Below are 26,416 nucleotides of genomic sequence, written 5' to 3'. Positions count from 1 at the left end.
ACCGACCCGTCGAAACAGACATTCGGTCGGCTTCGGCTCCCGTTCCTGGGCCGATTACCGCAGCGCGTCGAGATCGAACTCGAAGGCGGCCACCGGCACCTCCAGGTCGTGTTCGACGAGCACCGCGGGGTGGAGTTCGCCGATCACGCCGACGCGCTCGCCGTCGATCTCGACGTCGGCGGCGCGCCCCTCGATGAACGACGGGTGTTCGGTCCGCGGGGTCGCCAGCTCGGCGCCGAAGTCGTCACAGAGCGCCTGGAGGCGGCCCTTCGCGGCCTCGTAGGAGGCGTCGCGGCGGGCGACCGCGCCGGCGACGTGGCGGGACTCGGCGACGTTCGCGTCCTCGGCGTCGTCGCGCTCGGCGACGAAGCCGACCTCGGCGACGTCCTGCGGGTAGGCGTTGTGGGTGTTCCGCTCCAACAGCATGACGAGCGACGGGAGCGCCCAGGTGCGGAGCTGGGTGTACTCCTCGCTGTACGGCTCCGTGATCTCGACGGGGTCGCCGCCGCCGAAGGCGTCGCTTCCCGCCTCGACGTTCATCCGGTCGTAGTTCTCCGTTCCGCTCGTCATGTGGAAGTTCAGCAGGTCCTCGAAGCCGAGGCCGACGAGGCTCGTCCGGACCGCGTCCTCCAGCCGCGAGCGCTCGTGGCGGCCCCCCACCGTCCCCACGTCGGGGTAGCGCGGCTCCAAGTTGTCGAAGCCGTACGCGCGCCCCACGTCGTCGACGAGGTCGAGCGGGTGGAGCACGTCGACGCGGTACGGCGGAATCGACACCTCGTAGGTCACGTCCTCGTCGAGGGTGTAGGAGGCGTCGAGCCCGGCGCGCTCGAAGCAGTCGACAACCTCCTCGGGCTCGAAGTCGACGCCGAGCAGCGTCTCGATCCGGTCGTGCGAGACGGCCTTCTCGTCGACGTCGAGGTTGGGACGGACGAGTTCAGCCCCGTACTCGCTCGGGTGCGTCGCGCCGTCGGCGTAGTTCACCTCGACCGCCTCGATCGTCGCCCCGCGGGCCGACAGCGCGTAACAGATGATGTTGCACATCCGGTCGATCGTCCACTGGTCGGTGCCGGTGAGCTCGACGAACAGCTCGCGGGAGCCGGTCGTCACCTCGGTGCGCTTCCCGTTGATCACCGGCGGGAACGAGAAGAGGCCGAGGTCGTCGTAGATCGCCGGATAGCGGTCGAGCCCCTCGACGAGGTCGGCGTAGGTCGTCCCCGTGTCGTGCTCGTCGAGGACCTCGTTCGGGGTCAGCTCGTCGTTCGCGTCGAGCGGGACGAACGTGTCGCCGTCGGGGTCGACGCCGCGGTAGGTGATCGACGGCTCCGCGCCCTCCTGAAGCGGCGCGCCCTTCACCATCGCGAGGTCGTGGATCCCGATCGCGCCCTTCGCGCGGCCGCGGCCCATCGTCGCGTGGAGCTTCTCTTGCAGCTGGATCAGCGACTCCAGGGCCGCCTCGTCGAGGTCGACGCCGCGGACCACGGCGCCCGTGACGTACGGGCGCTCGTCGGGCACCGACTCGTCGACCTCGATGCTCCACTCGGGGTCGTTCGTGTTCGGCACGTAGACACCGCGAGCGTCGCCGTAGTGGTAGCGCAGCGAGCGCGCGACCCCCTCGACGGAGAGGCGGTCGAGCCGGTCGGGCGCGAACTCGAACTGGAACATGCCGTCGTCGGTCTCGCCCTCGAACTCCAGGCCGAGCCCGAACAGGTCCTCTTTCAGCTCCGCGTCGTCCTTCTCCTCGTGGCCGGTGAGCTCGCGCAGCTCGTCGGGGTCGACGTCGACGACGGGCATCAGTAGCTCACCTCCGCGTTCCGCAGGAAGTCGATGTCGGCCAGGGTCCCGTGGAGGTCGCGGATGTCCTCCGCGCCGGTCGTGAGCATCGCCAGTCGCTCGAGGGCGAGCCCCCACGCCATCACGTCGCAGTCGACGCCGAGCGGGCCGGTGACCTCCTCGCGGAAGACGCCGGAGTTGCCGATCTCGATCTCCTCGCCCGTCTCCGGGTGCTCGCCGAACAGCTCGAAGGAGGGCTCTGTGTACGGGTTGTAGTGCGGCTTAAATCGGATGTCCGTGATCCCGAACTGGCGGTAGAACTCCTCGAAGGTGCCCATCAGGTCGCGCACCGAGAGGTCCTCGGCCATCACCCACCCCTCGATCTGGAAGAACTCCAGCAGGTGCGTCGGGTCCAGCGTGTCGTTTCGGTACACCTTCTCGACGGAGAAGTAACGCTGGGGCGGCTCCAGCTCGGCGCCCGCGATCCCGGAGAGGTAGCGCATCGACAGCGAGGTGGTGTGCCCGCGTAAGGCGACCTCGCGGGCGAAGTCGGCCGACCACGGCGAGTGGTAGCCGTCGCCGTCGATCCCCCACCCGTCGCGGTGGGCGGCCTCGACGCGGGCCATCAGCTCGTCCGGGATCCCGTCCATCCGGTCCACGTCGAGCGCGAACCGGTCCCAGTGGGTCCGCGCCGGGTGGTCCTGCGGCATGAACAGGCAGTCGTTGATCCAGAAGTCGGCGTCGGCGTGCGGGCCCTCCATCTCTTGGAACCCCATGCCGACCAGCACGTCCTTCACGCGGTCGGCGGTCCGACGGAGGACGTGCTTCCGGCCGCCGCGGGCCGTCTCCGCGTCGGCCTCGACGTTGTACTCGGCGAACTCCGCGTCGCGCCACTCGCCGCTGGCGAGGAGTTCGGGCGTGAGCGCCCCGACCGTCTCGGTCGCCTCCACGCCGGTCATCAGCGCGTCGACGCCGTCGTCGGTGAGCCGGACCGTCCGCGTGACCGACTCGCCGACCGCCACCAGCCCGCGCGAGTCGAGCTGGTCGATCGCCGCCTCGTCGACGCCGAGGGCCTCCGCGTCGAGGCCCTCGCCCTCACCGCCGGCGTCAGCGAGCGCCGCGAGCGCCGTCGCCTCGTGGTCGGCGTCCGGGTCGGCGTCGGGGTCGACCGAGAGTTCGCCGCCGTCGACGCTCCCGAACCCCTTCCGCGCGAAGTTCGCCAAGGCGATGTCGACCTCGGGGCCGTCGAGATCGGCCCCGCCGATGACCTCGCCCATCGAGGCCGGCTCGGCGTCGGCGCCCGCGTCGAGTCCGGCTCGGTAGAGCCGCGTCTCGGGGAGCCCGTCGTCGACGTAGGTCCGCCCCTCGTCGGTGAGTTCGAGCGTCTCGTCGGTCGCCGACCCGACCTCGACGAGGCCCTCGTCGGCCAGGTCGAACGCCGCGCCGGCGACCGTCTCCGGCTTCAGGTCGGTCTCCGCGGCTATCTCTGCCACCGTTCGTTCGTCCGTCGCGCTCGCGGCCTCGAGGACCGCGAGCTGTCGTTCCGGGAGTCGCATTCGAGTTGTCTCTACACGCGTGCGGCTGGTTGGTAACGGTTCCGGGACCGGGACGCCCCGATCTAATCACTTCTGATAAATTGAACGACTCATTTATACGTGGTTTCGACGAGAGATCCAGTATGAGCAGCGTCCCGACTGAAGCGACCGGCTCCCGCTCGACGGCCGAGACGGCCCGCGTCCGTCACGGCGACGGCGGTCCCAGTCCCAGCCTCGCCGTCGTCGAGGCGATCGCCGACCTCGCCGGCGTCGAGGCCACCGAGCTCCACGAGGCGGGCGTGGTGCTGTACGAACACGTCGACCCCGACGCGCTGAACGCGCTCGTCGCCGACCGGTCCGACGTCGACGTCTCCCTCACCGTCGCGGGCTACGACGTCCGCGTCGGTCCGGAGTCCGCCGTCGCTCGGCGCTCGCGGGACTGAGCCCCCGCCGGCTCGAATCCCTCCTTCTGCCCGCTACGCCTCGTCTACCCGCTTCGCTACCCTTCGTCTGCCGCCCGTTCGCGGAGCCGCGCGATCCGGTCGCCGAGCGGCGGCTGGACCTCGAACCACGTCGACCAGTCCCCCGTTTCCGGTTCGACCCCGCGGCGCTCCGCGACGCGCTCGAACGCGTCCGCGACGCGGTCGGCGCCGACGGCGTCCGCCGCGCGGGTGTCCGCCGCGTACTGGACCCGACGGCCGGCCCAGAAGGCGGCGACCCCCACGGCGATGACAGCGGCGAAGCCGGACTCGAACGGGACGAGCGTCGTGACGACCGCCGCCAGCGTCGCCAGCACGGCGCCGACCGCGACGGCGCGGAACTCCGCGTAGTACGTCGCGACTCGCCCGGCCTCCGCCGCGAGCAGTCCGATCGCGACGTCCTCGTCGAGGTCGGTCAACACGTCCGCCGTGAGGAACAGCACCCGTCGGCCGGGCGGCCCCCGGACGGCGACCTCGGCGGGACCGTCGGCCGCGGATCCCCCGCCGCCGTCATCGCTGCCGACGGACTCGATCGCGATCCGGTCGAGGTCGAGTCCGCCGGGGTCCGCCAGCGCAGCGATCTGCGCGCGCTCCGCGTCCGTCGGCTCCCGTAACTCCCGGAAGCGGTCGGCCGCGTACAGCGGTCCCACCGAGACCGCGAGCGCGGAGATGACGCCGACGCCGACGACGAGCGCGACTCCGATCATCGCTCTCGCCGACGGGACGACCGGAGTAAAAAGGCGCGGTGTCGCGACGGCGTTCCCGGTTTCTCGATCTCGCGCATCTCACTCGTCTCGCTCCTCACTCCGGAACCCGCCGCGCGAGCGCCCTGACCGCCGCCGCGGCATCGCTGTCGGGCGCGGCGTCGACGACCGGCCGCTCCGCCGCGACGGAGCGGCCGACGCGCGGGTCGGCCGGAACGACCTCGACCGGCGCGCCGAGGGTGTCGCCGATCGCCTCGACCGGCGGCGGCTCGGTCACGCGGTTGACCGCGCAGCCGACCAGCCCGGCGTCGAGTTCGCGGGCGAGCTCTCGGGTGCGGATCGCGTCGGCCAGCGCGAACGCCCGCGGCGAGACGACGAGAAGGCAGGCGTCCGCGACCGCCAGCGGCACGCCGGCGTCGGCGCGGCGCCCCGCCGGACAGTCGAGGACGACGGTCCCGAACTCGCGCTCGACCGCGGCGACCGCCTCGGCCAACCGGGTCAGGTCGGCCGCCCGGGCGCCGGCCAGCGTCCGGCCGCACGGGACGATGTCGACCGGCCCCGACCGAACCGTCTCTATCGGGTCCGCCGCGCCGGCGAGCACGTCGTGGAGGTCTGGGCCGCGGCCGTCCGGCAGGTCCGCCATCCCGAGGTCGGCATCGACGACGACGCCGTCGAGCTCGGCGGCGACGTTGTACGCGAGCGTCGTCTTCCCGACGCCGCCCTTCCCGCCCGCCACCGCGAGGATCATGCCAGCGCCTCCAGCGCCTCGGTCGGGACCTCGCTCTCCTCGGCGCGCTCGGCCAGCGCCGCGGCGCGGTCGCGGACCGCCTTCAGACGCTCGGCGTCGGCCGCGACGCGCTCGTCGAGTCCCCCGACCGCGTCGAGGCCGCCGGCCTCCTCGACGACCGCCGTCGCCGTCGCGAGGTCGGCGTCGGCCAGCCGCTCCGCCCGCTCGATCCGCGCCTCGACGGCCGCGAACCACGCGTCGATCTCGTCGGGCCCCGCCGCGCTCGGCGACGCATGGGGAGCCGCTGACCGAGTCGCGCCTCCGTCAGAACCGGTCGATTCCTCGTTTCCTGGGCGCTCTTCGCCGTCCCGGTCAGCCGCTTCGCCGTCGCTCCCCGCCTCGTCGTCACCCGGCTCCGCTCTGGCGACCGCGCGCCGCGGAGGGCGATGCGATTCGAGGTCGCGCACCGCCGCCCGCGCGAGGTCGGAGCCGTCCTCGGCCGATCCGCGACCGTCGTCCGCGTTCCCTCTCAGGGGCTCGACGCTCGCGATTTCGACCGGCGGCTCGACTGGGTCGGCGAGCGCCGCGAACCCGAACGCCGCCCGGTCGCCCGGGTCGATCACCCTGGTCACGCCCCCGGCGTCCCAGCCGGATTCGGGGACGCCGCCGCGCCGAGGCGGGAGGACGGGGCCGTCCAGCCGGCTCTCGATCCGGACGCGCCGCGGGACCGCTCCGTCGTTTCGCACCCGAACGCCGACGAGCGACGCGTCACCCTCGCGGTCGACGGACCAGTCGAGTTCCATGCGCCGGGTGCCGCGGAATCGTATTTAAGGCTCGGGACGGGCCAGGCGCGCGCCCGTACCGTCGGACTCAGCGCCCGCCGGACGCGCCTCGGAGGCGAACGTCTCTCGCGCGGAGCAGCGATCGCGCGCTCCGCTCGGACGCGGCGACCGCTCGGGCCGCGTCGCCGCGCAGTTCGACGACGCCGTCGAGCGCCGCGAGCCTGACCGCCGCGAGCGACGCCGCGATCGGGTCCCCGTCGTACCCGCTCGGCTCCGCGCCGGCCGCGCTCGGGTCGCCGCCCGGGACGACCGCCAGCGCGCGCCGGAAAGCCGGATATATCGCCTCGGCGAGCTCGCGGCGGGCGGTCCGCCGACGATTTCGGAGCCGGTCTCGGAGCCGGAGCCGTCGCCGCCGCTCGTCGCGGTTCCGAGCCGCCTCGGCTCGCGCGCGTTCGAGCGCTTGCTCGGCGGCGATCGCCTCCGTCTGCGCGGCCGACAGCTCCGCGGCCGCTTCCTCCAGGTCGCCGAGCGTCTCGTCAGCCTCGGCGTCGACCGCGCGGCGCGCCCGGGCGTCCCCGCGCAGCGCCGCGACCCGCTCTTTCAGTCGCTCGGTTTCTCCGGTCGTCTCGGCGACCCGCCGCCGCGCCGCCGTCAGGTCGACCGGCTCGATCTCGATCGCCGCGAGCTCCGCCTCGATCTCGGCGATCTCCGCCGCGACCGACGCGGTCCGTCCCCGGGAGCGCGCGGCCGCCGCGAGCTGCCGTCGGAGTCCCGCGTCGGTGGGAAGCCGTCCGAGCACCGCGCTCGGCTCCGGACGCTCCTCGACAGCGACGGTCCCGTCTTCCCGCTCGTCCTCGTGCTCCTCGCGGTCCGATCCCGACGGCTTCGACTCCGCCCCGGTCACAGCTCTCGGTCGCGCATGGCGTCGGGGTCCGGGTGCTCCGTCCCCGCCGCAAAGGCGGCGTACGGCGTCGACTCCGCCGACCGGTCCGCGTACGCCGCGGCGGCCTCCCGCACCGGGTCGTCGACGGCGACGAACTCATTGAACGGCTCGGTGCGCTCTATCTGGACGTCCCCGCCGTGCGACTCCCGCAGCCGGAGCGCGAGGAAGGCGGCGTACACGGTCTCGTCGAACAGCGCGGCGCGGCCGAACCGCCGGGCGACGACCGACTCGTGGCGACGACACAGGTTTCGGAGGCCGGTTTGCGCGGCCGCCGAATACGTCACGACCAGCAGCACGCCCGCCGGTGGTCGGTTTTCCAATTTATCCGTTCCGGACCGGAACGTTTCAGCCGCATTCAGCGACGGCGGACCGAATCGCCTCTCGCGAGCCAGCGGTCGGCGATCGAAACCGCTCGACCCCGGACGCTGGAAGCGATCGAGGTCGACCGTTAGAACCGCTCCACTTCGAATTCGGGACCGTCGGCACCGTCCGGATCGCCCTCGCCGTCGACGCCGCTCGCCGAGAGGACGCGCTCGCGCGCGGCCGGTTCCGAGGGCGCGACGACGACCGTGCCGTCGACTGGGTCGTCGCCGACGGCGCGGAACACGTCGCCGTCGCCGTCGAACTCGGTGGCGTACGTCCGGAGCACGGCCGCGACGCGCCGCTCCGTGGCCGCGAGGTCGGCGTCGCCGTCCTCGAACTCGCGGAGCGCGTCCTCGACGTTCCGTATCGCGGAGATGCGGTCCATCTACGTCGTCCGGAGGTGGCCCTGCTTGGGCTCGTACACCTCTCCTTTCGTCCGGAGCTTCTCGATCTCGCCTTCGGCCTTCCCGCGGTCCATCCCGATCTCGCCCGCGCGGTCGAGCACCTCGTCGACCGGCGCGCCCTCCTCGTACTCCTCCTCGATGTCGGCGATGAGCCCCTTGATGTTCTTGATGCGGTCGCGCTGGCTCTTCGAGGTGCCCGTCTCGACCACGTCGGCGTCGAACTGTCCCGTCTCCGGGTCGACGCCGATGTCTTTGAGACACGACTCGATGATGTCGGTCGCGCGGTCGGCGTCCTCGCGCTCGACGGTGTCCGAGAGGCGGACCCGCGCGCTCGCCTCCGAGAGCCGCACCATCGCCTCCAGCTTCCGGGCGGTGACCGGCACCGGCGCGTCCTCGTCCGCGCCCTTCGAGCGCAGGTCGACGTAGAACTCCTCGATGAGATCCTTCGCCTCGTCGGTCATCGTGGGGAAGCAGGACCGCTTCGCGTGGGCGATGTACTTCCGCAGCAGCTCCGAGTCGATCTCCGGCGCGACCTCCTCTGTCACCGCCGCGACCTGCTCCGAGGTGAACTCCGAGCTCGCCAGCTCCTCGCGCTGGGTGTTGAGCTCGCCGGCGTAGTTCGTCTTGATGATGTGTTTCGCCAGGCGGGAGTCGTGCTCCGGGTCCGGGCTGTCCGTCACCGTGAAGATCAGGTCGAACCGCGAGATGAGCGCGGGCTCTAAGTCGATCTGCTCGCCGATCGGCTCGTACTGGTCGAACCGGCCGTACTTGGGGTTCGCCGCACCGAGCAGCGAGCACCGCGCTTTGAGGGTGGCGTTGATCCCGGCCTTCGACACCGAGATCTTCTGCTGTTCCAAGCCCTCGTGCATCGCGGAGCGGTCAGAGGAGTTGTGGACGACGAGCCCGTTCGCGACGAAGTTGTGGGTCCCCTCGACGGTCAGGTCGTACACTCGCGGTCGCTCTCCGTCCTCGATGCGCGCCAGTATCGTTCGCAGTTCCGCCTTGACGGCGTCGACTTCCCCCGCGACCGCCTCTCGGAGGTCGTCGAGCCGGTCCATCTCGACGGCGCCGGACAGCCAGCGGGAGACGGTCGCCTGCGTCACGTCGAGCCTCGCCGCCACGTCCGCCTGACTGATCCCGTACGCGTCAAGCGCCGCCGACAGCTCCGCTCGCGTTTCGCCGACCGGACCGCGGTCGAGCAGGTCGCGAGCGCGCTCTTTCGCCGTCTCGACCGGCCCGCCGATGACGTCTGCGAGCCGCTGTCGGAGCACCTCGCCGCGGTGTTCGGTCGACTCCGGCGGAACGGTGTCGACCGACTCGACCCGACGCCACTTCACGTCGCCGCGGACGAACTCGCGAAGGTCGTCGAGGTCGGTTTCCGCGACTTCGGTGAGGATCTCTCGGAGCCGCTCGGTCACCGTCCGACGGACCGCCTCGCTCTCGCCCCACTCGCGGGAGATCTGCTGTTGGGACAGCGCCGTCCCGTCCGCGAGTTCGGACTGCGAGACGTGGTACCGCTCCCGCAGCTCCGAGAGCGTCTCCCACGTCGGCGTCGCGTCGAGGACCGACAGGTCGTCGTCGACCGCCTCTCGCCGTTCCTCGAACGCGGCGAGGATCCGCCGCGCCCGGTGAAGCGAGACGTTCGCGGCCCCGCTCTCGAAGCCGTGATACGTGCCCGCGTCGAGGCCGCACTCTCGCTGGTGGAGCCGGAGGGAGTCGCGACACCGCGCGAGCACGTCGCCGACCTCCGGGACCACGTCGAGGATCGTGCGACCGCCGCCGGCCGAATCGACGACGCGGTCGAGCGCTTCGACCTTCTGCGTGGCCGTGAACCCGACGTACCGCCGGAACGCCGCGAGCGAGTCCGCGTCGGTCACCGTGAGGTAGTACACGTCGCGGCCCCCATTCCGCTCGCGGTGCTGGAGCTGGCTCGACACGCCGAACTGTAAGAGCAGGTTTCGGGCACCTTCCAGCAGATCCCGGCTCGCGGACGCTATCCGAACGTTGCCGGCCGAGTCGTCGACGTGCCCCTCGCTGTCGGCGAGCGCGCGGACGAACGCGGCCTTCGCCGCGCGGCTTCCGGTCGGAACGGGGGTCGGGAAGCACTTCCCGTCGTACCGACCGAGGTTCATCCCCGCGTCGAGGACGGCGTCGGCGTGTTCCTTTCCGGTGACGCGGACCGTCTCGACGCCGTCGTCGCGCTTCTCGCTCGGCGGCCGCGTCGGCTCGGCATCGAACGCCTCGCGCGCCGCGCGCTCGAAGTCGTCCAAGAGCTCGTCGTCCGCGTTGGTGAACCGGACGCCGTAGACGCCCTCGTCGCGGTCGTAGTAGACGTTCCCGTCGCCGGAGAGGTATCCGAGGACGCTCGCCATCGCGGCGTCGACGCCGTAGACGCTCTCGCCGTTGACATCCTCGCCGTCGACGGGTTCGGTTAACGGTCCCTCTCCGCCGCTCGCCGCCACCGTTCCGCCGTCCGCCGCCTTCGTCGGGATCTCGCGGGGGACGTACACCCAGTCGCCGTCGTCGAGCGCGGCCGCCTCGCGCTCGACGCGCTCCCCGTCGTCGAGGACGAAGAACGGGTGGTCGGCGGTCGCGGTCAGCGACTCGCCGGTCTCCATCGTCACCCGGGTCAGCTCCGACGGCGCGTCGTACTCGTGGACCGCGGAGACGGGGCGCTCGACGAGCCTGCCGTCCTCGTCCATCGACCAGACGTCGAGGTCGACGTCGCGGACGCGGCGACCGTTCGAGAGCTGTTCAATGTCGCCGTCCTCGGCGGCCTCCCGCGCGAGTTCGTCGATGCGCTCGACGCGCCCGTCGGCGAGTGAGACCAGCGTGTCGCCCGTTACGCAGTCCATCTTGTCGAGTTCGTCGACCGCGGCGATCCCCTTGTCCGCCAGCACGAGCGCGCCGGCTTCGAGCGACCACTGTTGGCCGTCGCCGAAGTCGTCGCGGACGGCCGCGGCCGTGAGCCCCGCCGCGGACGACCCTTTCCCGGACGTGTACACCGAGCGGGGCGCGATGTTTTCTACATACGAAATCATCTGGGAGTTATGAGAGACGACGCCGTTTCCGAGATACGTGTGCGTGTCTCTGACCTCGAGATCGTAGACCCACTCGTAATCCGGATCGACCGATTCGATCGACTCGATCCGGTCCCAGTGAACGTCGTTCGCACACAGACGATCGAGTTCGGAGATGTCTTGGCTGACAGATAATGCCTCGTCGAGACGATCCAAAATCACGTCCTTTGCATCCGCGGTCTGTCCACCGTCGGGAGCGACGTCGTTCCGCTCATAGTAGCTGATCGCGGTTTGAGAGACGTCCATACCCTCCGAGAGTACCTTCTGAGAGATGTTCAGTTCCTCTCGTAGCGTCTCGACTGCCTGCCAGTCACCGTCCAGCAGCTCTCCGCGCTTCTCCCGAAGCCAGTCTAAGCGGGTTTCGAACGTGTCGACAACCGCTCTCAGACTCGCTCTACTCGGATTTCTGTCGCCGCGTTCGTAGTGTTGATACGTCGGACGCGGCATTCCGATATCGAACTGTGACAACGCGAGCGCCTCGCGGATCTGCCGGAGATCGTCACTTAGTCCCGGAATCACATCCGTGTTTGTGTTCTCTGGAACGTCGTCGAACGCTTTCGAGGCCGTCGCTTTGCGATCGGTAACGAATCCAATTTCGTCGACGTATTTGACGAAATCCCGTCCACTGATGCGCAGTCGGTGGCTGTCGTTGTGTCGTTTCCGAAGATGGCTCTGGATCCCGAACGCGAGGAGTAACGTCTGTACTCCGGTCAGCAGTTCTCTACTCATCGAGAAAACCGTGATTTCGCGTTCTTTGGGTGAGACTGTCCCCTCGCTGTCAACGTACGCCTGTAGGAATTCCTTCTTGTTCTCCGGACTCGCCCGTTTGAGACAATCGGGGACGAGTTGATTCTCAGAGTTTTTGAGAATTGCCGGTTCGAGTTCTCTGAGGAACCGGACGAACTCCAACGAGGAACAGCGGACGATTTCGGCAGTCTCATGATCCCATTTCTCTAGACGGGACCACCGAACGCCCAACTCGCGGAAGCAGTTCTCCACGTCCGTCAGTATCTCTTCGTCGACGTTCGTAACCTCGGTAGCGGCACTCGATCCCGAGACATAGGTGTGGCCCTCTGCGATGATATAACCGAGGAGTCGAGCCAGAGTGGGATCGACTCGGGTGGGCGGCGTGAACGAATTCGCGTTGTAGGCTTCGACCTGCTGGAACGAAACATCAAGCGAATCATCCCAATCCGCGTCGATGTTTCCGGGGACCGCAATGAGGTCTCCTTCCGCCAATTGATCTGCCCGTCGGGGAGACAATCCTCTGTTCAACTGTTTGAACAACGGGTGCGACGGTGTTACTTCTACTTCGCGCCCCGATGCCATCGAAATTCTGTGCATCCTATCCGGCGCTTCTCGTTTCCAGATTTTTGTCGCGGTCCCAGTCTCGACGGCCCCTGATTCGGTTACTGTTTGAACACCGATATCTACCGGTTCGTATACCCCGTCGTCGACCTCTATCGGGTCTTCGAGGTTTGACTCTACTATATCCCCGATTGCCCGTTCCGTTCCGTCAGCAAGTGTCACCTCAGTATCATATTTTTGACACTTACCCGTTCCGGGGTCACCGATCAGGAGCATGTGAAGGTCGCCGCGGATCCGCGAGCCGTCGGGAAGGTGCTTGGTGACGCCGGAGAACAGCTGGAGGATCATCGCGAGCTTCTCCTCCTCGTAGCCGTAGATGGCGGGCGCGATGGAGCCGACCATCGCCTCGTAGATGTCGTCGCGCTCGGAGAGCTCGATGATGTCGCGTTTGTCCGCCTCGGTGATGTCCATGTCCTCGAACTCCTCGTCCTCGATGGCGATGGAGACGCCGTCCATGTACAAATCGAAGATGGCGGACTTCTCGTTGCCCTGCTCGACCTGCTCGATGTGGAGGACCCCGACGCAGGTGACGTGGTCGCCCGGGCTCACCTTCCCGGTGATGTCGTCGACGATGTCGACGTCGATCGACTGGGGGGTCTCGCCGCCGCGGAGTCCCTCAGGGGACTCCTGGATGCGGAGCTTCTGGGAGTCGACGAACTCGGACTGGTCGAAGTTGACGCGGAAGGGGCCCTGCCGCTCGCAGCCCTGGCACTCGTGGGGCTCCTGGAAGCCGCCGTCGCTCTGGGGAATGTACGTCATCGTGCCGCAGCGCTGGCACTCGAAGGCGGCCTCGGTGACCTTGGGGCGGACGTCCGTGGCCTTGCGGACGATCCCCTGAATGGAGACGAGCTTCCCGATGTGGTCGTCGTGGACGCGGATGCCGCGGATGTCGACGCTCTCGGGGAGGTCCTCGATGCGGACGTGCGCGCGGCCGAGGCTGACGTCGGCGGGGAGGTCGTAGAGCCGCAGCGCCTCCTCGGCGTACTCGCGCATCTGCTCCGGCTTGTTCAGGAAGTCCTCGGCGAGGTCGCGGTCGAACTGAAAGAGGTCGTCGTAGGAGACGTACAGCGAGCGCTGCTCGTTGGGGTACCGCTGCGCGAGCTGCCCGATCTCCTCCCGATAGTAGTTGCGATAGAACTGAATGAACCGCTCCGTGAGGTCCTGGGTGCCGGCCTGAGCCATTGCGACACCACTTCGTCGGCATCACGTATGAACCTCCGGTTCGGAGCGGACGTGGTCGCGGCCGCCGGTTCGCGCCGGCGGTCCGGCCGCACTCAGGCCCGTTCGACGAACGTCGCGTCGGCGGAGGTGCGCCCCTCGTTGAAGGAGAGCACCTTCGCGCGGATCACGTCGCCCGGTTCGAGCCCGCTCGGGATGTCCTCGGTGAAGAGGACGAACCCCTCGACCTTCCCGACCGCGACCTCCTCGCCGGAGTGGTGGTCGGTGAGCTCCGTGACGCCGAACTCGTAGGTCTCGCCGATCTCGACCGGCGGGTCGCGCTCCTGGGCCGCGTCGTGGGCGCGCTTCGACTCGCGCGCGTCGGCGGACGGCCCGCGGAGCCGTCGGGCGAGCACGAACAGCGCGAGCAGCGCGACCGCGACGGCGATGCCGACGACGACCGGCGACGATGGGATCATACCCGTGCGGTCGACCGCGGTCACCTAAACGATGTGGGTCCGCGACCCCGCGTCGGCGCCCCGTGGCCTCGCGCTCCCGCCGCCCGACGGTCCGACTCGCCTCGCGCCCGCATGAGAAACGCCTTTGCCCTCGAAGCCCCCCTCTCGATCCGATGCGACACAGCCGCGGTTCCCGACGACTCGCGCACGGGTGTGGTGTGCCGTGAAGGTCGCGGACGCGGTGCCGGAGTTCGCCGACGCCTTCGGGTTCGACGAGTTCAACCGGATGCAACGGGAGGCGCTGCCGGGCATTCTTGAGACCGACCACAACGTGGTCGCCTCGGCGCCGACGGCCTCCGGGAAGACGGCGCTCGCCGAGCTCGCCATCTGTAAGACGCTCGCGGCGGGCGGGACCGCCCTCTTTATCGCGCCGCTGCGCGCGCTCACCAACGAGAAGGAGAGCGAGTGGGAGCGCTTCGAGGAGCTGGGCTACTCCGTCTACGTCGTCTCCGGCGAGCGCGACCTCAACCCCCGCCGCGCGGAGCGCGCGGACGTCCTGGTGACGACCCCGGAGAAGGCGGACAGCGCCACGCGGAAGCACGACTCCGCGCGCTACTCCTTCATCACCGACGTGGACTGCGTCGTCATCGACGAGGTCCACCTGCTCGACTCCGAGAAGCGCGGCGCCGTGCTGGAGGTCACCGTCTCGCGGCTCCGCCGGCTTCAGGACCCGCGCGTCGTCGCGCTGTCGGCCACGATGCCGAACATCGACGACGTCGCCGAGTGGCTGGACGCCCCCGCCGAGACGACGTACGCCTTCGGCGACGAGTACCGCCCGGTCGACTTAGAGACCGGCGTGAAGACGTACTCGCACGGGTCGAACGCGTTCGCCGACAAGTACCGCCGGCTCTACCGCGCGCTCGACCTGGCCGAGCCGCACGTGCGCGAGGACGGGCAGGCCTTGGTGTTCGTCTCCTCGCGGCAGGACACGGTCCAGGCGGCCAAGAAGGCGCGCGACGAGATCACCGAGCGCGACATCCCGATCGACTCCCGGGACGACTACGACTTCCACAACGAGGCGAAAGAGCTCACCAACGACACCCTCCGCCAGTCGGTCACGGACGGCGTCGGCTTCCACCACGCCGGCCTCGGGAAAGAGGACCGCGACCGCGTCGAGGAGTGGTTCAAGCAGGGGAAGATCAAGTTCCTCTTCTCGACCTCCACGCTCGCTTGGGGAGTGAACCTCCCGGCGCGCTGCGTCGTCATCCGCGACACGAAGTACCACGACCCGCTGGAGGGCGAGACCGACATCTCGCCGCTCGACGTGCTCCAGATGCTCGGCCGCGCCGGCCGGCCGGAGTACGACGACGTGGGGTACGGCTGGGTGGTCTGCGACCGCGCGGACGCCGACAAGTACCGGAAGCTGCTGCGCGACGGCAAGGAGATCGAGTCGCGGCTCGCCGCCGACCTCGAGTCGCACCTCAACGCCGAGATCGCGATGGGGACGATCCGCGGGTTGGAGGACGTGATGGCGTGGCTGGAGACCACCTTCTACTACGTCCGCGCGCAGTCGGAGCCCGAAGCGTACGACTTCCCGACCCTCCGCGACCGCGTGCGCGACACCCTCGAATCGCTCGTCGACGACGGGTTCGTCGCGGCGGACGACGACCTCGCGATCGAACCGACGGGCCTGGGGCGACTCGCCTCGAAGTACTACCTCCGGCTCGACACCGCGCGCCGCTTCCGGCGCCTCGCGGACCGCGAGACGCTGACGGTCGACTCCGTACTTGAGACCGTCGCGTCCGCCGGCGAGTTCGACTCGGTGTCGGCGCGCTCGGCCGAGTCGGACGCGATCGACCGAATTCTCGACGGGCGCGACACCGACTTGGAGGACGGCCACCGCAAGGTGTTCGCCATCCTGCTCGCGGGGATGGCCGACTCGATCCCCTCGGACCTCCGCTCGGACGCGTGGGTGATCCGGCAGAACGCGCTCCGCCTGCTCGCGGCGCTCGCGGAGTTCCTCGACCGCTTCGCCGGCCCCCGGGCCGCCAACCTCGCCCGCCGCGTCGAGGCGCGCGTCGAGCACGGCGTCTCCCGCGAGGCGGTCGCCCTCACGGCGATCGAGGGGGTCGGCTCCGGCCGCGCCGAGCGCCTCGCGGACGCCGGCCTCACCTCTCCCGCCGACGTCGTCGACGCCGGCGCGAAAGAGCTCGAAAACGCCGGCATGAGCGGCTCCGTCGCGGAGCGCATCGTCGAGGCCGCGCGCGACTGCCCCCGGATCGACGTCGACTGGGGCGACTTCCCCGAGGCCATCGCCGTCGGCGAAAACGAGATGTGCGAGGTCGCCGTGACCGCCGTCTCCGGGAGCGCCCGCGCGGGGCTCCGCGTCACCGTCAACGACGTGGAGATGACCGCGACGACGACGTACCTCGACGGCGAGGCGACGGTCCCCGTCGGCGTGTTCGGCACCCCCGACGCCGACGAGCTGGAGTTCGTCGTCGAGGTCGTCTTCCCGGACCTCCCGCTGTTGCCGGTCACCGCGACGCGGACGGTTCGCGTGGAGTAGGTCTCCCGGCGTCTGAACCCGATTTTGCGAACTGTCGTCAGCGAGCTATTTAAGTAACAACGCCGGTGGCGTCGATAGCTTATAAATAAACGAGGCGGTGGCGCGTGCCGACGAGCAGTCGTCAGACTGCGAGTCGCACGCGCGAGGGAGTCGGTGGTCCGGAGCGAAGCGGAGGACCACCGACGAGGCTGGGGAGGCGTGAGGTGCGGTTGCTGTGCGGTTCGGGGCGGGACTCAAAGGGGCAGCCGGGAGGCGGGCGCAGGCGACGCAAGCACCGCAGGAACGAGCGGAGCGAGTGACGAGGAGCGCAGCGAGCGTGCGCCCGCCTCCCGGCTGGGGCTTTGGCGGTGTTCGCCGCCGATCCGCAGTCAATGGTTTATAAGTGAGTGGCTGGGGATTTGGTGGTGTTCGCCGCCGATCCGCAGTCAACAATTTATAAATGAGCGATCGGAGCGCTCAGGCGATTCGCCCTATCGTCCCACCATCAGTACTCACCGCCACCCACCACGTATCCCTCATAAACCCCCGCAACGACCGCTTTTCACCCATACCGCGGCCACCCGCCCCATGCCGCAACGACTCCGCGTGCTGGCCGGCGACTGCGTAGTGACCGACCGCGGCGACCGCACCCGCACCCACCGCGGACGGGTCGTCGTCCTGATCAAGCCGGACGACACGACGCTCGTCCACGACGCCGACGGCTACCAGCCCGTCGCGTGGCTCACTCGGCCGGAGAGCGTCGTCGTCGAGGGCGACGGCGACGGGTTCACAGTCACCGCCCGCGACGGTTCCCGGCGGCTCCGGGTGGTCGCCGAGGAGGCGACCGCGTGCCGCGCCCTTCCCGTCACCGAGGCGGGCGTTCCGGTCGGGACCTGCCCGGACGACGGCGGGCCGCTCGTGCGTTCGCGGGGCGACGTGGTCTGTCTCGACTGCGAGACGCGGTGGGGGCTCCCGGCCGGCGCGAGCGTCACGGACGCGACCTGCGACGACTGCGGGCTGCCGAAGATCCGCGTCGAGCGCGGCGAGCCGTTCCACCTCTGTCTCGACCCCGCGTGCGACCCGATGGAGGACGCCGTCAGCGACCGGTTCGACAGGGCGTGGGACTGTCCGGACTGCGAGGGCGACCTCCGGGTACGCTCCGCGCCCGGCCGGGTCTACCTCGGCTGCGAGAACTATCCCGACTGCGAGACCACCTTCTCGTTCCCGGCCGGCGTCGTCGTCGACGAGTGCGACTGCGGACTCCCCGTCTTCGAGACGGCGGCGGGGCTCGGCTGTCTGGACGGCTCCTGCTCGCTCGACGGGTACACGGCGAGCGGAGACGCGGAAGCACAGCGGCCGAACGACGCGTAGCGGCCCGAAAAGCGGCAGGCCTACTCGGCGAGCTGCTGGCGCCCCGGCGCGATGAGGCGGTCGAGGTACTCCGCGAGCGCGCCCTTCGCGTCCGCGGGGTGGAGCTCGCCGGACTCCAGGTCGGCCTCCAGGTCGTCGTAGGCGTCGTACTTCAGGTTCCCCCCGTACTCCTCCGGGCGCTCGACGGTGACCGCGTCGAACCGCGGGAACACGTGGTACTCGAACACTTGGAGGACGGGGTTGTCGCGCTCGACGCCGTCGTCGGTCGGATCGGGGTCGGCCGTCGGCGGGCAGTAGGCGTCGTTCACCTTCGACTCGATGTCCTCGCGGGAGTCCTCCATCGAGATGGTGACGCCCTCGCTGGAGGACATCTTCCCGCGGCCGGTGCCGAGGTCGGCGATGAGCGGCGTGTGGAGGCTCGTCGGCGGCTCGCGGTCGATGCTCGGGAGCACGTCGCGCGCGAGCATGTGGACCTTGCGCTGTTCCATCCCGCCGACCGCGATGTCGACGCCGAGGTACGGGATGTCGAGCGCCTGCATCAGCGGGTAGACGGCCTGCGACACCTTCACGGAGTCGCCCGAGCTGATCTCCGCCATCGCGCGCTCGGCGCGGGCGAGGGTGGTCTCAAGCTCCAGGGCGTGGAGATCGAGGGTGTAGTCGTCGTCGAGCTGGAAGTCCGAGCCGAGAACGAACTGCGTGTTCGACTCGTCGAGCCCGTAGGCGATGAACTGGTCGCGCATGCGCTCCGCGGTGTGGCGGATCTCCTCGAACGAGCCCTTGTCGTTGAGGTAGGCGTGCACGTCGGCCAACAGTACGGTCACCTCGAAGCCGGCCTCCTGGAGGTCGATCAGCTTGTTCGCGGTGAGCATGTGACCGATGTGGAGGACTCCCGAGGGCTCGTAGCCGACGTACGCCCGCTTGCCCTCGGGGTCGTCGGCCAGCGCCTCGATCTCCTCCTCGGTGACCACCTCGGCCGCGTTCCGGGTGATCAGCTCGTGAGCGTCCATACGTCCGACTGTACGTTACCGGACATATGACTTCTGGATGCGTGGTGAGCGCTCACGCGCTCCGCAGCGGCCGCGTTCGCCGACCTCACTCCTCCGTCTCGGGCAGCGTCCGCCCCGCCCGGTGTTCGGAGATGATCCGGTCGATCCGCTCGGCCTTCTGGTCGCGTCGGCGCTGTTCGGCCTCCTCCTCCCACTCCTCGACGGCGGCGGCGAGGTCCTCCTCGCTCGCGACCGCCAGTTCGTCCACCTCGCGGACCGGCACCGCGTCCGCGGGCACCACCGGAACTCCGCGCTCGAACAGCACCGCGTCCGCGACGTCGGAGAGGTTCCCCTCGCCGCGGATCACGGCCCGCGGCTCCGTCTCCGCGAGCCGCTCGGCGGTCCGGCGCCCGGCGCCCGACGCGTCCCGGAGGAACACCACGTCGCCGGCGACGAGCCCGTACGCCTCGTCCGCGGCGTCGAGCGCGTCGAGCGTGAACTGCTCGACGACCTTCACGCTCACCAGCCCCCGCCCCTCGGCGACGTCGCCGAAGTTCGAGTGGTCGAGCCGCCACAGCTCCTTTAACGTCTCCACCTTCCGTTCGAGGTCAGCGACGCGCTCCTGTGCCTCGTCGCGCTCGCGCTCCAGCCGGTCCGTCTCGCGTTCGAGCCGCGAGACCGCTCGCCGCGAGCGCGCCTCGATGCGCTCCTCGCGTTTCGCCTCCTCCAGCTCGCCCTCCAGCTCAGCGATCCGGTCGTCGCGCTCCTCTAAGTCCTCCTCCAGCGACTCGGCGTGCGACTCCAGCCGGTCGACGCGCTCGCGGAGCCGGCGGATCGTCTCCTCCTCCTCGGTTCGTTCCGGCTCCGTGGGGTCCGCCTCGTCCGCGTCGCCGTCGCCGCTCCCGCCGCCGCTCCCGTCGTCCTCGCTCAGGTCGTCGACGACGGCCTCGACGGACGCGCCGCCCGCGACGACGCCGGCGATCACCGCCTCGCGGTCGAGCCGCGGCGGCGTCTTCGCCGCGATCCGCTCGAACTGGTCCTCGTGGTCGTCGTAGGCGTACAGCGCGGCCGCCAGCGCGTCGCGCTCGTGGTCGTTGTCGTAGCTCGCCTCCCGGGTGCGGTGGAGCTTCTCGTCGACCGGGAGGTCCGTCGTGGGGCGCCAGCCGGCGGCGTCGAACGAGCGCCGGAACTTCTCGACGGTCTCCGGCATCGGCTCCACGTCGGCGGCGACGATGATCGGGCGGCCCTGCTCGACGATCCACTCGGTCACCTCGGCGGTGTCGCCGGTCCGCGAGGAGTAGAGGGCGTGGACGGTGCCGTCGAGGCCGACGACCGCGGCCGCGGTGGTGGTGCCGGGGTCGATCCCGACGATGACGCGGTCGCGCCGCTGTACCAGCGGCTCGTACTCGATGCCGTCGCGGCGCTCGCGTTCGACCTCGACGCGCACGTCGCCGGCCCGCGAGTTCGAGACGGGGATGTCCTCGGGGCGGGCCTCGACCGTGAACGTCGCGTTCGCGTAGCCGCCGTACTTCTCGGTCACGTCGCGCTCGAAGTCGAGGTTCGCCTCCTTCAGCTTCGACTGGACCTGTCGCGTCCGCTTCCTGACGTTGCCGTGGATCCGTCGCGTGTACCGGTCCTGACTCCATCCGCCCTTCCCGGTCGAGCGCCCGCGGGACACCTTCACCGTCGTCTCGTCGGTGAAGGCGGTCACCTCGTGGCCGACGTTGGCCGCGGCGAGCCGCGCGGCCGCCTCCGCCTCCTTCATCGGCTCCTTCCCGTAGGGGATCCCGTGTCTGGACGCGACCCGCGAGAGCGGCTCCGGACGCTCCGCGCCGGTCACCTGGACGAGCCGGGTGCCGTCCGGCAGCGACCGGAGGAAGTTGACGAGCTCCCCCTTGTCCGCCGCCAGCTCGTAGGCGTTGTCGGTGGCCACGTAGAGGGGCTCGCGGTCGTCGATCAGCCGGCAGAGCTTCCGGAAGGAGACCACGTCACGGGTGACCCGGGCCATGGGGCCGTCTGCGTCCGGGGCGTCCGGGTCGTCCTCGTCGACGGAGTCGAGGATGACGAGGGCGTAGGAGGGGCTGTCGCCGCGGACGTCGCCGCTGTGGACGTCGACGCCGAACACCGGCCGGTCGCGGGCGCGGATGGTCCGGGTTGTCACGTACCGAGGTAGGTCGTTGCCGCGTATATACCCCACGCCGGGGGAGACGATTCCTCGGCGGCGAGTCGGTGAGCGGTCGGCGGATCGATGTCGAATCGGCGAGCGGTCAGCGGATCGGCGCCAAGTTGACGAGCGGTCAGAGGATGCGCGGGTCCTCGCCCGCCTGCTGCTGCCGGCCGCTGATGATCCCCGGCGTGCCGCCGGTCTGGATGATGTTGAACGCGGTCATCAGGTCCGACCGCGAGATGAGGCCGACGAGCTCGCCGTCGGCGTCGACCACGGGCAGGCGCCCGACGCCGTGTTCCTGCATGGTCTGGAGCGCGGTCAGGGCGTCGGCGTTCGGGTCGGCCGCGACCAGATCGGTCGCCATCACGTCGTCGACGCGGTAGGCGTCGCGCTCCACCTCGCGGACCGAGCGGGCGTCCTCCAGGGTGACCATCCCGACGAGTTCGTCGCCGTCGAGGACGGGGTACCCGGTGTGGCGCTCCTCGAACATCCGGCCCATCAGGTCGGCGACGGAGGTGTCCTCCGACACCGTGTGGAGGTCATCGCGGGGCGTCATGATGTCCGTGACGGTGACGCCCTCGAAGGCGGCCTTCAGGGTCGTCTGCTGCGCCTCGCCGGAGGCGGCGATGTAGATGAAGAACGCCAGCACGATGAGCAGCAACTGGAAGGTGAACAGGCCGATGATCCCCATCAGGAACGCGAACACCTTCCCAACGGCGGCGGCCCGCTGGGTCGCCTGCGCGTGCGGCTGGTTCCGCGCGAGCAGCGCCCGCAGGACGCGACCGCCGTCCATCGGGAACGCGGGGAGCATGTTGAAGACCGCGAGGACGACGTTCAACAGCGCGAGGTAGCCGAACACGAAGAGGAGGGCGTCGGAGCCGCCCGCCCCGACGAGGACGACCCCGTAGCAGGCGACGCCGACCGCGACGCTGACGAGCGGGCCGGCGATCGCGATCCAGAACTCGTGTTTCCAGTCCTCGGGGAACTCGGCGAAGCTGGCGAGCCCGCCGAGCAGCCACAGCGTGATCGACTCGATCTCGTAGCCGTAGCGCATCGCGACCAGCGAGTGGCCGAACTCGTGGAGCAGTACCCCGACGAACAGCCCCACCGCGGCCGCCAGCCCGAGCAGCCACGGGGTGTTGCCGGCCGCGACCGCGCCCGCGTCGATCCCGAGCCCGGCGACCTCGTTCATCACCCCGGCGATCTCTCCCACCTGTCCGCCGATGAGGTACGCGAACAGCGGTAAGACGATCAGGAAGGTCCAGTTGAGCCTGATCGGAATGCCGAACGCGCTCCCGACCTTGATTCCACGCATGCCATTGAGTTCGGCCGGTGCCGGGTTAAGTAACGGGGTCGGGTCGGTGATCGATTAAGTGTGCGGCCCGCGTCGGGGCGCACATGAGCGACACAGGCGATCCGGAGTCGGTCGTGAAGCGCGGCGACGACGTCGACTACGAGCCCGTCGACGCCGCCGAGGGACTCTCGAAGGGCGTCCTCCTCGACGAGTCCGACGGCGCTCCGAACTTCGCGATGCGCCGGTTCGAGCTCGCGCCGGGCGCCGCTGTCCCGCGGCACACCAACGCGGTCGAACACGAGCAGTACGTCCTCGCCGGCGAGTACGTCGTCGGTATCGGCGACGAGGAGCGAACCGTCTCGCCCGGCGACGCGCTCCTCATCCCCGCGGGCGTCGAACACTGGTACCGCAACGAGGGCGACGAGCCCGGCGCGTTCATCTGCGCGGTGCCCAACGGCGACGATACGATCGAACTCGTCGAGTAGCAATTCGACTGTCTCGGTCCCGGTCCGCCGACTACTCCAGCGTGCCGACGCGGTCGGCGACGTAGCCGAACTGGTCGCGGTAGCCGTTCGGCGACAGCAGCACGGGGTAGAACGACTCGTCGGCGAGCAGCGGCTCGCCGTCGGCGGCCGCGAACCGCTCCCCGGGCTCGACGCGCTCGAAGTTGCGCGCGAACACCTCGTACGCCTCCGCCTCCGGCTTCGGGATCCGCTCGCGGAGCCGGAACACCGAGACGTCCTCGCGGCCGCCGGCGTCGAGCACGTCGTCGGCGCCGGGCGCGGAGATGGCGCCGGTCGCGGCGAGGAACGCGCGGGCGAGCCAGTAGGCGTTGTCGGCGGCGGCGTCGGAGCCCTGGAGCCCCGCCTCCACTTCGAGCGTGTGCGGGTGTTCGATGAGCCGGCCCTCGGTGAACGCGTCGGTCTGGATCACGGCGTCGACCGGGAGGTGCGGCGCGACCGCCCGTGTCACCTCGTCCATCGAGTCGATGACGGCGAACGGCTCGGCGTACGACTGCGTCGAGTGGATCGCGAGGGTCGTACACCCCTCCAGCGCGTCGACGAGCTCGGCCGCGAGCCGCACCTCGTGGGCCTCCGCGTCGCGGTTGCCCGGGAAAACCCGGTTGAGGTCGGCGTCGAGGTACCGCTCGCCGGCGTCCAGCGCCGGCTCGTTGGCGACGATCAGCCGCACCGGCCGCTCGGGGTCGAGGTCGGCGTCGAGCAGGCGCTCGACGGCGCGGGCGCCGCAGGGCTCGTCGCCGTGGATCGCGCCGACGACGGCGACCTCGGGCTCCCCGTCGCCCAGATCGTGAACTTCCATACGACTCCCAGGCGGGCGGCGGGTAAGTGGCGTTCGGATCCGCGTCGCCGGGGAGTCGACCCCGCCGCGCGCGTCGTTCCGCTCGAGGCCTCCCTGCCGACGGATCTCAGTGCCCCTCGTCGACGCGCTCCGCGTACTCGTAGTCGGCGGGGTACGCCGGGGGGCACGCGCCGTCGAGGGTGATCTGCCACCCGTCGACCGCGCTCGGCTCGTCGAGCGCGGCCCGGAGGGTCTCCCGGACGTCGTCGACGTCGACCCCGTAGAAGTCGCCCGGGACGCCGTCGAGGTACTGGAGGGCCGTCTCGAACAGCGACCGCATCCCCGCGTCGTTCTCGAAGTCGACGCGCTTGTACGCGCCGGCGGCCACCTGGACCATCCCGTGGAGGAAGGCGCTCTCGACGGTGCCGCGCCCGTAGTTGTACCACTCGTCCTCGAAGCAGTCGTGGCTCTCGTGGTAGGCGCCGTCGTTGAACAGCCGCACGCCGTGCTCGGTCGCTCGCCGGAGCGTCGCGTGCTCCCAGTAGCCGCCGACCGCACGCGGGTCCGGCGGGCCGCCCGACGACCCGCCCTCGTCGCCCGCTGCGGACGAGTCGGGTCGGTCGCTCGCGTGCCACCCGGTCGGATCCCCGAGCGGTGGGGCAACGCCCGGGTCGCGGGTGTGGTCGTCCATATTCGGGCCGTTCACGCGGGAGCGACCTAACCGTTTCGCGGGGGAGGTGGATGAACCGGCCCGCGGACGGATCGAACCCTTCTTTCCGCCGGTCGCGCTCGGGGCGAACGAATGGACGCCGGACTCCTCTTCGCGCTCGCCGCCGCCGTCGTCTGGGGGACGTACCTCTTCGTCCTGAAGCGCGCCTTCTCGGAGTATCCCCCCGCCGCGCTGACGGTGGCGATAAACGCCGCGGCGCTCGGGTGGTTCCTCGCGGGGGCCGGCCTCACGGTCGGCTTCGGCGACGCCGCGGCCGGGCTGGCCGGGCTGGTCGTCCCGCAGCGGTTCGCCGTCGTCGCCGTCACGAGCCTCGCGACGGCCGCGGCGTTCGTCCTCTTCCTGCGCGCCATCGAGAACGGGGCGGTGTCGTACGTCGCGCCGATCAACAAGGTCGTCCCGATGTTCGTCCTCCCGCTGGAGGTCGGGTTGCTCGGGCAGGTGCTGGCGCCGATCCAGGTCGCCGGCGTGGTCGTCACCACCCTCGCGGTGTACGTCGCGAACTACGAGCCGGGCAGCTTCTTCGCGCCGTTCGCGCGGGCCGCCCGATCGCGACCCGCGCAGCTGGCGCTCGCGAGCGCGGCCTGCTACGCGGTCGCCGACGTGGGCAAGCGGGTCGCGCTCCAGGAGCTCGCGATCCCCGGCACGCTGTGGGTACCGCTGCTGCTCGCCGGCGTCGCGGTCGTGCTGCTCCCCGCGGCGGTCCGGAATCCGATCGAGGCGAGCCGGGACGACCTCCCGAAGTTCCTCGCCGCCGGCGCGCTCGTCGCGCTGGGCGAGCACCTGACGACGGTCGCGTTCGCGGCGCTGCCCGCGAGCGTCGCCTCCCCGGTGATCAACACGCAGGCGATCGTCGCGGTCGTCCTCGGGGGCGTGCTGCTCGGCGAGCGCCACTTCCGGCTGCGGCTCGTCGCGGCCGTCCTCGCGGTGGTCGGCGTCGCGATGATCGCAGGCTGAGGCGGCGCGCGGGACGGATACCGCGTGGGAGGTGACGGTGCGCGAGACGAAGCGGGACGCGGGACGAGCGGCCGCCCGCCTCGACCGTCGCGCCCGCCGCTACCCGAGAGGCACTTGGCCGTTCGGCCCGTACCGATCGTATGAACCCCTCGCCGGAGTCAAGCCCGATCGACCACGCCGAGTCGATCGTGAACGCGCTCGGCGACGGCGCGTACGTCCTCGACGCCGACCGGAACCGCGTGTTCGTCAACGACCGGCTCCGCGAGGCGACCGGGTTCGACGAGGCGGTCCTCCACGACGAGCACCCGGAACGGCTCGTCGAGGAGGGGTACTGGTCCGAGGAGACCGGCGAGCGCTACCGGGCGGCCGTCGAGCGAGTCCTCGCGGGCGAGGCGGACGACGAGCGCGTCCAGCTCACGATGACGCTCGCGGACGGGCGCGAGGTGACCACCGAGACGCGGCTGACCCCCATCGAACGGGACGGCTCGGTCGTCGGCGCGGTCGGGGTGATCCGCGACGTCACGGACCGAGTCGAGCGCGAGCGCGAACTGGAACGGCTCAACGAGCGGCTCGAACGGCTCGCCGGCTTCCTCTCGCACGACCTCCGGAACCCCCTGTCCGTCGCCCGCGGCTACGTCGACCTCGCGCGCGAGACCGGCGAGACGGAGCGGCTGGCGGCCGCCGAGAGCGCGTTCGGTCGGATCGAGGCGATGATCGACGAGGCGCTGGTGATGGCCCGCGACCCCGACGAGATCGAGACCGCGGACGAGGCGGTCGACCTCGCGGACCTCGCGGCCGACTGCCTGGAGTCGGGCGACTTCGGCGACCTGCCGGCCGATTCCGACCTCGTCGTTGAGGACCCCGGACCGGTGGCCGGCGACGCGACGCTGCTCCGGCGCGCCATCGGCAACCTCATCGGCAACGCCTTCGACCACGGCGGCGACGCCCCCGCGGTCCGGGTCGGCGTCGACGAGCGGGGCGTGTACGTGGCCGACGACGGGCCGGGGCTTCCGGACGACGAGCGCGACCGCGCGGAACTGACCGACTTCGGCGTCTCACCGGACGGCGGCACGGGCATCGGACTCGCCATCGTGGAGCGCGTCGCGGCCGCGCACGGCTGGACGCTGGAGATCGGCGAGTCGGCCGAAGGCGGGTTCCGGGTGACGCTGGTCGGCGCGGAACCGACGAGGTAAAGGGGAGCCCGAGCCAACGCCAGTCCGCGTGCGAGGGTAGCCAAGCCCGGAAACGGCGGCGGATTCAAGCTCCGCTCCTGTAGAGCTGTCTCTTATACACATCTCT

At 70.3% G+C, this 26,416-nt stretch carries 21 protein-coding genes; 6 read left to right on the top strand and 15 right to left on the bottom strand.

Going from position 1 to position 26,416, the window contains the following annotated elements:
- Positions 1–54 precede the first annotated feature (54 nt).
- Positions 55–1,791, bottom strand: a complete 1,737-nt coding sequence (gene pheT / locus C466_RS12920) for a phenylalanine--tRNA ligase subunit beta (protein ID WP_004597782.1) — start codon at positions 1,789–1,791, stop codon at positions 55–57.
- Positions 1,791–3,326 (bottom strand): phenylalanine--tRNA ligase subunit alpha, encoded by a 1,536-nt coding sequence (pheS, locus tag C466_RS12915; protein WP_004597780.1) that lies wholly within the window; start codon positions 3,324–3,326, stop codon positions 1,791–1,793. Before pheS ends, pheT begins: the two co-directional genes overlap by 1 nt.
- A 122-nt stretch (positions 3,327–3,448) precedes the next feature.
- Between pheS and C466_RS12910 the strand changes: the two genes are divergently transcribed.
- Positions 3,449–3,748 carry a HalOD1 output domain-containing protein gene (locus C466_RS12910; protein WP_004597778.1) on the top strand — a complete coding sequence of 100 codons (300 nt, stop codon included), beginning with the start codon at positions 3,449–3,451 and terminating at the stop codon, positions 3,746–3,748.
- 56 nt (positions 3,749–3,804) lie between these two features.
- Here C466_RS12910 and C466_RS12905 read toward each other — a convergent pair whose 3' ends face one another.
- From C466_RS12905 to C466_RS12870, 8 genes are all read right to left on the bottom strand, one after another.
- Positions 3,805–4,491, bottom strand: coding sequence for a M48 family metalloprotease (locus C466_RS12905; RefSeq protein ID WP_004597776.1), 687 nt, complete (start codon positions 4,489–4,491; stop codon positions 3,805–3,807).
- Between the two features lie 94 nt (positions 4,492–4,585).
- Positions 4,586–5,236 (bottom strand): nucleotide-binding protein, encoded by a 651-nt coding sequence (locus C466_RS12900; protein ID WP_004597773.1) that lies wholly within the window; start codon positions 5,234–5,236, stop codon positions 4,586–4,588.
- Positions 5,233–6,018: a DUF7857 domain-containing protein gene (locus C466_RS12895; RefSeq protein ID WP_004597772.1), complete on the bottom strand. Its 786-nt coding sequence runs from the start codon at positions 6,016–6,018 to the stop codon at positions 5,233–5,235. Before C466_RS12895 ends, C466_RS12900 begins: the two co-directional genes overlap by 4 nt.
- A 67-nt stretch (positions 6,019–6,085) precedes the next feature.
- Complete coding sequence (locus C466_RS12890; RefSeq protein WP_004597769.1) at positions 6,086–6,901, bottom strand: DUF7856 family protein; 816 nt, start codon at positions 6,899–6,901, stop codon at positions 6,086–6,088.
- Positions 6,898–7,236, bottom strand: a complete 339-nt coding sequence (locus tag C466_RS12885) for a DUF7855 family protein (protein ID WP_004597767.1) — start codon at positions 7,234–7,236, stop codon at positions 6,898–6,900. Before C466_RS12885 ends, C466_RS12890 begins: the two co-directional genes overlap by 4 nt.
- Before the next feature lie 152 nt (positions 7,237–7,388).
- On the bottom strand, positions 7,389–7,688 hold the full coding sequence (locus C466_RS12880; RefSeq protein WP_004597765.1) for a DUF7854 family protein: 300 nt from the start codon (positions 7,686–7,688) through the stop codon (positions 7,389–7,391).
- On the bottom strand, positions 7,689–13,337 hold the full coding sequence (locus C466_RS12875; RefSeq protein ID WP_004597763.1) for an LAGLIDADG family homing endonuclease: 5,649 nt from the start codon (positions 13,335–13,337) through the stop codon (positions 7,689–7,691).
- Positions 13,338–13,429: 92 nt separating this feature from the next.
- Positions 13,430–13,792, bottom strand: coding sequence for a TRAM domain-containing protein (locus C466_RS12870; protein WP_049902427.1), 363 nt, complete (start codon positions 13,790–13,792; stop codon positions 13,430–13,432).
- 202 nt (positions 13,793–13,994) lie between these two features.
- Between C466_RS12870 and C466_RS12865 the strand changes: the two genes are divergently transcribed.
- The gene (locus C466_RS12865; RefSeq protein WP_004597761.1) at positions 13,995–16,337 is read left to right on the top strand and encodes a DEAD/DEAH box helicase; all 2,343 of its coding nucleotides are present in this window, start codon (positions 13,995–13,997) and stop codon (positions 16,335–16,337) included.
- Positions 16,338–16,904: 567 nt separating this feature from the next.
- Positions 16,905–17,687: a topoisomerase DNA-binding C4 zinc finger domain-containing protein gene (locus C466_RS12860; protein ID WP_159358430.1), complete on the top strand. Its 783-nt coding sequence runs from the start codon at positions 16,905–16,907 to the stop codon at positions 17,685–17,687.
- A 20-nt stretch (positions 17,688–17,707) separates the two neighbouring features.
- Here C466_RS12860 and C466_RS12855 read toward each other — a convergent pair whose 3' ends face one another.
- From C466_RS12855 to C466_RS12845, 3 genes are all read right to left on the bottom strand, one after another.
- The gene (locus C466_RS12855) at positions 17,708–18,694 is read right to left on the bottom strand and encodes a tyrosine--tRNA ligase (protein ID WP_004597756.1); all 987 of its coding nucleotides are present in this window, start codon (positions 18,692–18,694) and stop codon (positions 17,708–17,710) included.
- Positions 18,695–18,779: 85 nt separating this feature from the next.
- Positions 18,780–20,834, bottom strand: a complete 2,055-nt coding sequence (locus C466_RS12850) for a DUF460 domain-containing protein (protein WP_004599831.1) — start codon at positions 20,832–20,834, stop codon at positions 18,780–18,782.
- Positions 20,835–20,970: 136 nt separating this feature from the next.
- The gene (locus C466_RS12845; protein WP_004597753.1) at positions 20,971–22,155 is read right to left on the bottom strand and encodes a CBS domain-containing protein; all 1,185 of its coding nucleotides are present in this window, start codon (positions 22,153–22,155) and stop codon (positions 20,971–20,973) included.
- 83 nt (positions 22,156–22,238) lie between these two features.
- On the opposite strand from C466_RS12845, the gene C466_RS12840 reads away from it, so the two are divergent.
- Complete coding sequence (locus C466_RS12840; protein WP_004597751.1) at positions 22,239–22,619, top strand: cupin domain-containing protein; 381 nt, start codon at positions 22,239–22,241, stop codon at positions 22,617–22,619.
- 31 nt (positions 22,620–22,650) lie between these two features.
- Here the strand turns inward: C466_RS12840 and C466_RS12835 are convergent, their stop codons facing one another.
- Positions 22,651–23,454: a M14 family metallopeptidase gene (locus tag C466_RS12835; RefSeq protein ID WP_004597749.1), complete on the bottom strand. Its 804-nt coding sequence runs from the start codon at positions 23,452–23,454 to the stop codon at positions 22,651–22,653.
- A 106-nt stretch (positions 23,455–23,560) separates the two neighbouring features.
- Positions 23,561–24,124, bottom strand: coding sequence for a DUF309 domain-containing protein (locus C466_RS12830; protein WP_004597745.1), 564 nt, complete (start codon positions 24,122–24,124; stop codon positions 23,561–23,563).
- A 111-nt stretch (positions 24,125–24,235) separates the two neighbouring features.
- Between C466_RS12830 and C466_RS12825 the strand changes: the two genes are divergently transcribed.
- On the top strand, positions 24,236–25,117 hold the full coding sequence (locus C466_RS12825) for a DMT family transporter (protein WP_004597743.1): 882 nt from the start codon (positions 24,236–24,238) through the stop codon (positions 25,115–25,117).
- 140 nt (positions 25,118–25,257) lie between these two features.
- Positions 25,258–26,310: a PAS domain-containing sensor histidine kinase gene (locus C466_RS12820; RefSeq protein ID WP_004597740.1), complete on the top strand. Its 1,053-nt coding sequence runs from the start codon at positions 25,258–25,260 to the stop codon at positions 26,308–26,310.
- Positions 26,311–26,416: the final 106 nt, after the last annotated feature.

The sequence above is a fragment of the Halorubrum distributum JCM 10118 genome (assembly GCF_000337335.1).
In the GTDB taxonomy this organism is placed as follows: Archaea; Halobacteriota; Halobacteria; order Halobacteriales; family Haloferacaceae; genus Halorubrum; species Halorubrum distributum.
This window is presented reverse-complemented; position numbering and strand designations above follow the sequence as displayed.